The following is a 9755-nucleotide window of genomic DNA, read 5'->3' as shown; positions in this document are numbered from 1 at the left end:
ACACCCGTTCCCATACCGAACACGGAAGTTAAGCTCTCTAGCGCCGATGGTAGTTGGGACCTTGTCCCTGTGAGAGTAGGACGTCGCCAAGCAAGATAAAAACACAAGTCTTTTGACTTGTGTTTTTTTGTTTTTAAACAGTACATGAAAGAAGTAAAGGGAATACATAAGTAATACAAACACGTTGCCCAAGAATAAATCATATTATATAAGAAATTGATGTATATTTTCCAGAAATTTGTTAAGGAATAGAGGTATATAATATGTTTATTTAAAAAGGGAGGAAAGATTATGAAATTACCAAGTGAAATTTGCATCGTTTGTGAGACAAAAAGAGGGGAAGGAATATATGTATATAATAATTTAATATGTTACGAGTGCGAAAGAAATCTGGTGAATACTGAGACAAATGACCCGAAGTATATACATTATTTAAAACAACTGCGAAAATTAGAAGTATCATATTTTTAAATAGGCATTATGCCTATTATTTTTTTTGCCCTAATATCTGTATAATAGATACACAATGAATAATAAGGAAGAGATATATATGAATCAAAATCGTATGCCTTTATATGAGGCGCTAATGGAATTTAAAGAAAGGCGACTACTATCTTTTCATGTTCCGGGTCATAAGAATGGTTTAAACTTCCCTCAGAAAGCTTCAGGGGGGTTTAAGGACATATTATCAATTGATGTAACAGAGTTAACAGGATTAGATGATTTACATAGCCCGTTTGAATGTATAGATGAAGCACAGCAATTATTAGCTGAAGTATACGGCGTGCACAAAAGTTATTTTTTAATTAATGGCTCAACAGTTGGAAATTTAGCAATGATTTTATCTTGCTGCGGCGAACATGATATTGTCCTCGTACAAAGAAATTGTCATAAATCGATCATTAATGGTTTGAAATTAGCAGGGGCGAATCCGGTCTTTTTAAATCCATGGATTGATGAAGTACATAACGTACCAGTAGGTGTTCGTGATGAAGTTATTAAGGAGGCAATTACAAAGTATCCAAATGCAAAAGCACTTATTTTAACACATCCTAATTACTATGGTATGGGCATTGATTTAGAGGCAAGTATCGCTTACGCACATGCACATAAAATTCCTGTTCTAGTAGATGAAGCCCATGGGGCGCATTTTTGTATAGGGGACCCCTTCCCGAAGTCAGCATTAGTTTATGGTGCGGATATTGTGGTTCATTCCGCACATAAAACATTACCTGCGATGACAATGGGATCTTATTTACATATAAATAGCCGTTTGGTGAGCGAAGAAAAAGTTTCCTCCTATTTAAGTATGCTACAATCTAGTAGCCCATCGTATCCAATTATGGCTTCTCTTGATATAGCACGTTTTGCAATAGCAGTTATAAAGGAAGAGGGTCATGATGAAATCGTTGAGTTTTTACGCCGATTTAAAGAAGGATTGCGATCTATCCCACAAATAGCCATTTTGCAATATCCATCGCAAGATGAATTAAAAGTTACGGTGCAAACTCGCTGTCAGTTATCGGGGTATGGATTACAGTCTGTATTTGAAAAAGTCGGTATATATACGGAAATGGCAGATCCATATAACGTCCTACTTATATTACCGTTACAAGTAAATGAGGGGTATATGAAAGCTATAGAGATCATTCGATTAGCTATGCAGCAATATAAGGTAAAAGACAAGACAGCATCAATTCGTTATACTTATAAAGGGGAGATTTCCCCTTTACCGTATACGTATAAACAATTAGAGAGATACGAAACGAAGTTAGTATCTATAGAAGAAGCCGTTGGTATGATAGCTGCAGAAATGGTGATTCCGTATCCACCTGGAATTCCATTGATCATGTATGGAGAGAGAATTACTCAAGAACATACAAAGCAAATTACTCATTTAGAGAAAACAGGGGCTCGTTTTCAAGGTAGTACGAAATATATGAACGTGTATGATATAGAAAGTAGGTTTTAGGATGAAGGGATTATTTGTAACAATTGAAGGGCCAGAAGGTTCGGGTAAAACAACATTAATTAAAAGTTTATTACCATATTTTGAGCAAAAGGAACAAAAGGTAATGGCGACCAGAGAACCGGGTGGTATTGCAATTTCTGAAGATATTAGAACAATTTTACATAAACAAGAGTATACGATGATGGAAGCACGTACAGAGGCGCTCTTATATGCTGCTGCACGTAGACAACATTTAGTGGAAAAAGTTATGCCAGCACTTGAGGAAAACTATCTTGTACTATGTGATCGTTTTATAGATAGCTCTTTAGCATATCAAGGATATGCAAGGGGCTTAGGTATGGATAAAGTATTTGAAATTAATCGTTTCGCAACGGAAGATTGTATGCCTAGTTTAACAATCTATTTAGATATTGAGCCAGAGGTAGGTTTAGCACGAATTGGAAAAGATGCAGGACGTGAAGTAAATCGACTAGATATGGAAGATATCTCTTTCCATAAACGTGTGCGTGAAGGGTATTTACAAGTTGTAGAGCGTTTCTCTAATCGCATTGTATTAGTAAATGCTGATCAACCAATGAAAAAACTTATAGAAGAAGTTGTTCAGATTATAGAAGATAAATTGTTATAATAGAAGGAAAGAATGAAATAAGTGAGGTATGCAGTATGATAAATACGTGGGAGCAGCTTTCTGTTATACAGCCCATCGGTGTCAAAATGTTGATGAATAGCATTGCAAAAGAGCGTATATCCCACGCTTACTTGTTAGAGGGAGGGAAAGGGACTGGGAAGTTCGCCACAGCAATTCAAATGGCAAAAAGTTTTCTCTGTTCACAAAGAAATGGTGTAGAGCCTTGTCATTTATGTACGAATTGTCGCCGAATTGATTCAGGTAACTACCCAAACTTACATATTGTAAAACCAGATGGATTATCTATTAAAAAACAGCAAATTCATGATTTACAAGAAGAGTTTTCAAAAACAGGATTAGAAGCAAATAAAAAAGTATATATTATTGAGCATGCAGATCGTATGACAGCAAATGCAGCGAATACGCTCTTAAAGTTTTTAGAAGAACCAAGTAGTGATACAACAGCTATTTTACTTACTGAACAAAGTCATCAGATTTTAAATACAATCTTATCTCGTTGTCAAGTTGTTACGTTTAGGCCGTTGCCTACAGAATCGTTAATTAAGAGGTTAGAGGAAGAAGGTATTACAGTTTCTTTATCTACACTTGCTGCGCAGCTTACAAATAGTTTTGAAGAAGCTTTATTAATGTGTAATGATGAATGGTTTGCACAAGCGAGAGCTTTAGTGATAAAATTATGTGAAGCGCTCGAAAAAGATAAGGCCTCTATTTTTTTTGTACAAGAAAAATGGGGGAAGCACTTTGGAGAGAAAGAACAATTACAGCAAGGCTTAGATATGTTACTCCTTATTTATAAGGATTTATTATATGTTCAACTTGGAGAAGAAGATCGTCTTGTTTTTCATGAGCAGAAAGAGATGTTTGAATCCTTTTCTTATGCTCAGAAGCGCATTGTATCAGCTCTCTTTAATATATTAGAGGCAAAAAATAGAATCAACGCTAATGTAAATGCGCAGCTTGTGTTCGAACAGTTAGTGTTGCGGTTGCAGGAGGGATGACCGTTTTGTATGATGTAGTAGGTGTTCGCTTTAAGAAGGCCGGAAAGGTATATTACTTTGATCCAAATCAGTTCGATATCTCAGAAAATGAGTTTGTAATTGTAGAAACGGTAAGAGGTATTGAGTACGGAAAAGTAGTTATTACCAAAAAGCAAGTTGATGAAAATGACGTTGTATTACCGCTAAAAAAAGTTATTCGTATTGCAAATGAAAATGATCGTACTATTGTTGAAGAGAATAGGCATGCTGCGAAAGAAGCATATCAAGTTTGTCAACAAAAGGTAGGAGAACATAATCTTGATATGAAGCTTGTAGATGTAGAGTATACGTTCGATCGTAATAAGATTATTTTTTACTTTACTGCGGATGGCCGGATTGATTTCCGGGAACTAGTGAAAGACTTAGCGGCAATTTTTAGGACAAGAATTGAGCTGAGACAGATCGGCGTTCGTGACGAAGCAAAAATGCTTGGTGGTATTGGTCCATGTGGTCGTATGCTTTGTTGTTCTACTTTTTTAGGAGATTTTGAACCTGTATCCATTAAAATGGCAAAGGATCAAAATTTATCATTAAATCCTGCAAAAATCTCTGGTTTATGTGGTCGCTTAATGTGTTGCTTAAAATATGAGAATGATGAATATGAGGCAGCAAAGGAACAACTTCCTGATTTAGATCAACGTATACAAACACCGCACGGTACTGGCCGTGTTATCGGATTAAATATTTTAGAAAGATTAATTCAAGTGGAACTAGTAGACAAGGAACGGATAGTAGAATATACGTTAGATGAATTAATGAATAAAGGGGTCGTTTCGAGTCAAACCACAGATTAATGAGGTGGGTGCTTGTGGAGAAAAAGGATATTTTTGCATCGGTTTCTAGTATGGAAGAGCAAATTGGACATTTATACAAACAGTTGGGGGAATTAAAACAACATCTTGCAGAATTATTGGAAGAAAACCAACATATAAAAATGGAAAATGAAAATTTGCGACATCGTTTTGAAGAAGTGCAGAACAAGGAAAAACAAAAAACTCAAAAACGCAAAGAAATGAAGGCGAAGACAGATATTGGTGAAGGCTACGATAATCTAGCGAGACTATATCAAGAAGGTTTTCATATTTGCAATCTACATTATGGAAGTGTACGTAAAGAGGGAGATTGTTTATTCTGTCTGTCATTTTTAAATAAAAAGTGAGATTACCTTTCCAATATAATTGGAAAGGTAATTTTTTATACATGAGAGTAGAATGAAATTTATTTTTACATTAATAGAAGATGAAATAGGATAGGTTAAGTGTAAGAAAGGGAGCAATATATGAATTTATATGAAGATGAGCGTTTAGATTACTTATTAGCGCAAGATATGAAGATTGTACAAAGTCCATCAGTATTTAATTTTTCTTTGGATGCTGTTTTACTTGCAGATTTTGCTTGGGTGCCAATTCAAAAAGGTAATTTACTTGATTTGTGTACAGGTAACGCAGTTATCCCTCTTTTATTAAGTACAAGGACAAAAGGGAAAATTACAGGTGTAGAAATTCAAGAGCGCTTATATGATATGGGAATAAGAAGCGTTCAATACAATAATTTAGAAGAAAGAATTCATTTAATCCATGGAGATTTGAAAGATATGCCGGAGAAACTTGGACGTCATCAATATGATGTTGTAACATGTAATCCTCCTTATTTTCAAACACCACAAACTTCTGAGAAGAATATGAATGAACATTTAGCGATAGCCCGTCATGAAATTATGTGCACACTAGAAGATGTTGTATACGCAAGTAGCCAGCTAGTGAAACAGGGTGGGAAAGTAGCATTTGTACATCGTCCAGGTCGTTTGCTCGACATCGTCACATTAATGCGTAAATACAAAATTGAACCGAAACGTGTGCGATTTGTTTATCCTAAGGCTGGTAAAGAAGCGAATACATTGTTAATTGAAGGAATTAAGGATGGGAATGCTGATTTAAAAATCTTACCACCTCTTTTTGTATATGAAGAAAACAATGAATATACAAGGGAGCTTCGTTCAATTTTATATGGAGAAGAATAAGCATTGTTTTTATGTGGTGGAGTGTTCTGATGGAAGTTATTATGCTGGATACACGAATCATATAGAAAAACGGATTCAGACCCATAATAGTGGAAAAGGTGCTAGATATACACGCGCTAGACTTCCAGTTGTTTTAAAATATGTAGAGGATCACGAGGATAAACGAACGGCTATGCAAGCTGAGTATCACTTTAAGCAGTTAACGAGGAAAAAAAAAGAAGAATATATGCAAAAAGGAGAACGCTATGTGGCAGCAAAAAAGCTTTCAGCAAAATGAAAAGGGAGTTTTATATTTAGTACCGACTCCAATCGGAAATTTAGAGGATATGACATTTCGTGCAATCCGAATTTTAAAAGAGGCAGACATTATTGCAGCGGAAGATACAAGGCAAACGAAGAAACTTTGTAATTACTTTGAAATTGAAACACCAGTTATGAGTTATCATGAGCATAATAAAGGAGTAAGTGGACGGAAAATTTTAGATAAGTTAGAAGAAGGTAAGACTGTAGCCATTGTGAGCGATGCTGGTATGCCATGTATTTCAGATCCTGGTTATGATATCGTTGTAGAGGCTGTAGCAGAACAATATCATGTTATCCCGCTTCCTGGGGCAAATGCAGCCCTTACAGCATTGATTGCATCAGGACTTGAGACAAAACATTTTTATTTCTATGGTTTCCTGCAAAGAAATAAAAAGGGACGTAAGCTTGAATTAGAAAAACTACGCTATATTCCAACTACAATGATGTTTTATGAGGCGCCACATCGTTTAGATGACACTTTAATCTCTATGCAAGAAGTATTAGGAAATAGGGAAATCGTATTATGTCGTGAGCTAACGAAAAAATTTGAAGAATTTATTCGTGGAACAATTGAAGAAGCGATTGAGTGGACGAAGCAAAATGAAGTTCGTGGTGAGTTTTGTATTTTAGTCGCAGGTTCAACAGAAGAACCTACTCCAGAAGAACAATGGTGGGAAGCTATTTCAGTATATAATCATATTGAACATTATATAAATGAAAAAGGTATGAATTCAAAAGAAGCGATAAAAACAGTCGCTAAAGATCGAGATTTGTCGAAACGAGACGTATATCAAATCTATCATGTGGATAAAAAATAAGCTTCTCATAATTGAGAAGCTTATTTTGCTGTTTCGATATAATCTTGAAGTTCGTTTAAGACTTGTTCAGCGCCTTCTTTACTTAAGATAATTTTACCTTCAGCTAAAGATAGGTTACCATCAGATACTTCACCAGTTACTTGGCAAGTCATGTTTGGTTTATATTTCTTTAAGATGATTTTTTCATCATCAACGTAGATTTCAAGAGCATCCTTTTCTGCAATACCTAAAGTACGGCGTAATTCGATTGGAATTACTACACGACCCAATTCATCAACTTTACGAACGATACCAGTAGATTTCATAATTCTTTTCCTCCTAAATAAATAGTTTATAAGTTTCGAGTCTATTTTTTTGATTCGTCATTTTTCGACAAAATACCCTATGGACATATGATACCAATCATTTACATTTCCGTCAATTATTAAATTCTATATTTTAAAAAAAGATTTATAGATTTTTATACTTCTTATATATGATAGAATGTAAGTCATTTCTACAATTGTTTTGTATTATTTTTTGTAATGTTTATACTTTTCGGGAAATATATTGTATATTTTTTTTGAATATGAGTAATAGATGATAAAGATATCGAGCATTAACTCGTTTTATCCCGCTATTTGCGAGCAGTAAGACTCCCACTTCAAAATTTAGCCGGAGCAAAGAAGTTAAGTGGGAGTCGGGCTGCTCGTAAAAGCCCGATTGGTGTGGGCTAATAATCCATGGGGGATGAACCCTCTCCACGGATTAAAGTTTCACTTTATATATGAGTTTTTGATATACTGTTTATAAATACATATGAGGTTATTCGGGAGGTCCAAAACGATGAAAGAGGAAAATAAGTCCTTTTATATTACTACCCCAATTTATTATCCAAGTGGAAAGTTACACATTGGACATGCTTATACGACAGTAGCAGGAGATGCGATGGCACGATATAAGCGTATGCAAGGATACAATGTTCATTATTTAACAGGAACTGATGAGCATGGACAGAAGATCCAAAAGAAAGCAGAAGAACTAAATGTTACACCACAGGCATATGTGGATAACATTGTATCAGGGATTAAAGAACTTTGGGAGAAGATGGATATCTCTTATGATGATTTTATTCGTACAACTGAAGATCGTCATAAAGATGTTGTTGAGAAAATCTTCAAGCAGCTAGTAGATCAAGGCGATATTTATCTTGATGAATATGAAGGTTGGTATTCTGTACAAGATGAAACATTCTATACAGCGCATCAATTAGTAGATCCAATTATGGAAGGTGACAAAGTAGTTGGTGGAAAAAGCCCAGATAGTGGTCACGCTGTAGAACTTGTTCGCGAAGAGTCTTATTTCTTTAGAATGGGTAAATATGTAGACCGACTATTAAAGTTCTATGAGGATAACCCTCATTTCATTCAGCCGGAGTCCCGTAAAAATGAAATGATTAATAACTTCATTAAACCAGGATTAGAAGATTTAGCGGTTTCTCGTACTTCATTTGACTGGGGAGTTCGTGTTCCAGGTAACCCAAAACACGTTATTTACGTATGGGTAGATGCGTTGTCTAATTACATTACTGCATTAGGATATGGAACAGAAAATGAAGAGAAGTATAAAAAATTCTGGCCAGCAGATGTCCATTTAGTTGGGAAAGAAATCGTTCGTTTCCACACAATTTATTGGCCAATTATTTTAATGGCTTTAGATTTACCACTTCCGAAGAAAGTCTTTGCTCATGGCTGGATTTTAATGAAGGATGGAAAAATGAGTAAGTCAAAAGGAAACGTAGTAGATCCAGTTACATTAATTGATCGTTACGGATTAGATGCATTGCGTTACTACTTACTTCGCGAAGTTCCATTTGGATCTGATGGAGTATTCACACCAGAAGGATTTGTTGAACGAATCAACTTTGATTTAGCGAATGATTTAGGTAACTTATTAAATCGTACAGTAGCTATGATTGATAAATACTTTAACGGGGAAATCCCTGCATTTAAAGCAAATGTAACTGAGTTCGATGAAACGCTAGTGACATTTGCCGAAGATACATTGAAAAAAGTAGAAGAGGCAATGGAGAATATGGAATTCTCTGTAGCGCTAAGTTCCATTTGGCAATTAGTTAGCCGTACGAACAAATATATTGATGAAACGCAGCCGTGGGTATTAGCGAAGGATGAGAATGATCGTGAAAAACTTGCGTCTGTAATGTCCCACTTAGCTGAGGTACTTCGTCAAACAGGTATTATGCTTATGCCATTCCTAACAGTAGCACCAAGTAAGATGTTTGCTCAACTTGGACTTACTGAAGAGGCGCATAAATCTTGGGAAAGCCTATCTACAATTGGATGTATTCCAGCTGGAACAAAAGTAGAAAAAGGAAACCCAATTTTCCCTCGTTTGGAAATGGAAGTAGAAGTGGGATATATTAAAGAACAAATGCAAGGTTCTGCTCCTAAAGTAGAAGAGAAAAAAGCAGAAGAACCAAAGGCAGAAGAAATTACAATTGATGATTTCTTTAAAGTAGAATTACGAGTAGCTGAAGTAATATCCGCTGAACCTGTGAAAAAAGCAGATAAGTTGTTAAAAATTCAGCTTGATTTAGGTACAGAGAAGCGCCAAGTGGTTTCTGGGATTGCTAAATTCTATTCCCCAGAAGAACTAAAAGGTAAAAAGGTTATTTGTGTAACGAATTTAAAACCTGTAAAATTACGTGGTGAATTATCACAAGGTATGATTTTAGCAGGTGAAGAGAATGGCGTATTGTCATTAGCATCAATTGACCAGAATTTACCAAATGGTACAAAAATCAAGTAATTGAGACAAAAAAAGAGATGTTTCACGTGTAACATTAGTGAAGCGTCTTTTTTCTTTTTACATTCCGTTTTTTGCATTAAAATTGAAGTATTGTTATCGTTAAGTTAGAAAGAGTGTAGTTTTTTTATGAGAGAATTGATTTCAATAT

The 9755-nt window shown here is 35.3% G+C and carries 11 protein-coding genes and 1 rRNA gene; 11 read left to right on the top strand and 1 reads right to left on the bottom strand.

The genetic code is table 11. From position 1 onward, the window contains the following. From rrf to rsmI, 10 genes are all read left to right on the top strand, one after another. A 5S ribosomal RNA gene (rrf, locus tag ABH955_RS27740) occupies positions 1-92 on the top strand; the annotation flags it as partial. Positions 93-291: 199 nt separating this feature from the next. Next, positions 292-471 carry a sigma factor G inhibitor Gin gene (locus tag ABH955_RS27735; protein ID WP_002091596.1) on the top strand — a complete coding sequence of 60 codons (180 nt, stop codon included), beginning with the start codon at positions 292-294 and terminating at the stop codon, positions 469-471. A gap of 79 nt (positions 472-550) precedes the next feature. Beyond that, on the top strand, positions 551-1972 hold the full coding sequence (locus ABH955_RS27730) for an aminotransferase class I/II-fold pyridoxal phosphate-dependent enzyme (RefSeq protein WP_404458003.1): 1422 nt from the start codon (positions 551-553) through the stop codon (positions 1970-1972). Position 1973: 1 nt separating this feature from the next. Further along, positions 1974-2600: a dTMP kinase gene (gene tmk, locus ABH955_RS27725; protein ID WP_002009634.1), complete on the top strand. Its 627-nt coding sequence runs from the start codon at positions 1974-1976 to the stop codon at positions 2598-2600. 35 nt (positions 2601-2635) lie between these two features. Next, positions 2636-3619, top strand: a complete 984-nt coding sequence (gene holB / locus ABH955_RS27720; RefSeq protein ID WP_404491883.1) for a DNA polymerase III subunit delta' — start codon at positions 2636-2638, stop codon at positions 3617-3619. Positions 3620-3624: 5 nt separating this feature from the next. Next, positions 3625-4452 carry a PSP1 domain-containing protein gene (locus tag ABH955_RS27715; RefSeq protein ID WP_002009637.1) on the top strand — a complete coding sequence of 276 codons (828 nt, stop codon included), beginning with the start codon at positions 3625-3627 and terminating at the stop codon, positions 4450-4452. A gap of 14 nt (positions 4453-4466) precedes the next feature. Beyond that, complete coding sequence (gene yabA, locus ABH955_RS27710; RefSeq protein WP_002009639.1) at positions 4467-4817, top strand: DNA replication initiation control protein YabA; 351 nt, start codon at positions 4467-4469, stop codon at positions 4815-4817. A 120-nt stretch (positions 4818-4937) separates the two neighbouring features. Further along, positions 4938-5678: a tRNA1(Val) (adenine(37)-N6)-methyltransferase gene (locus ABH955_RS27705; protein WP_002063370.1), complete on the top strand. Its 741-nt coding sequence runs from the start codon at positions 4938-4940 to the stop codon at positions 5676-5678. Then, on the top strand, positions 5665-5955 hold the full coding sequence (locus tag ABH955_RS27700) for a GIY-YIG nuclease family protein (RefSeq protein ID WP_002130207.1): 291 nt from the start codon (positions 5665-5667) through the stop codon (positions 5953-5955). Before ABH955_RS27705 ends, ABH955_RS27700 begins: the two co-directional genes overlap by 14 nt. Continuing rightward, a complete protein-coding gene (gene rsmI, locus ABH955_RS27695) occupies positions 5924-6799 on the top strand; it encodes a 16S rRNA (cytidine(1402)-2'-O)-methyltransferase (RefSeq protein ID WP_002143972.1) in 876 nt (291 codons plus the stop codon). The genes ABH955_RS27700 and rsmI overlap by 32 nt, the downstream gene beginning before the upstream one ends. A 20-nt stretch (positions 6800-6819) precedes the next feature. Here the strand turns inward: rsmI and ABH955_RS27690 are convergent, their stop codons facing one another. Next, positions 6820-7104: a transition state genes transcriptional regulator AbrB gene (locus ABH955_RS27690; protein ID WP_000843037.1), complete on the bottom strand. Its 285-nt coding sequence runs from the start codon at positions 7102-7104 to the stop codon at positions 6820-6822. Between the two features lie 520 nt (positions 7105-7624). Between ABH955_RS27690 and metG the strand changes: the two genes are divergently transcribed. Next, on the top strand, positions 7625-9607 hold the full coding sequence (gene metG, locus ABH955_RS27685; RefSeq protein ID WP_235661827.1) for a methionine--tRNA ligase: 1983 nt from the start codon (positions 7625-7627) through the stop codon (positions 9605-9607). Positions 9608-9755 lie beyond the last annotated feature (148 nt).

Origin of the sequence: Bacillus sp. RC240, from assembly GCF_044907945.1 — a bacterium.
Lineage (GTDB): Bacteria > Bacillota > Bacilli > Bacillales > Bacillaceae_G > Bacillus_A > Bacillus_A mycoides.
This window is presented reverse-complemented; position numbering and strand designations above follow the sequence as displayed.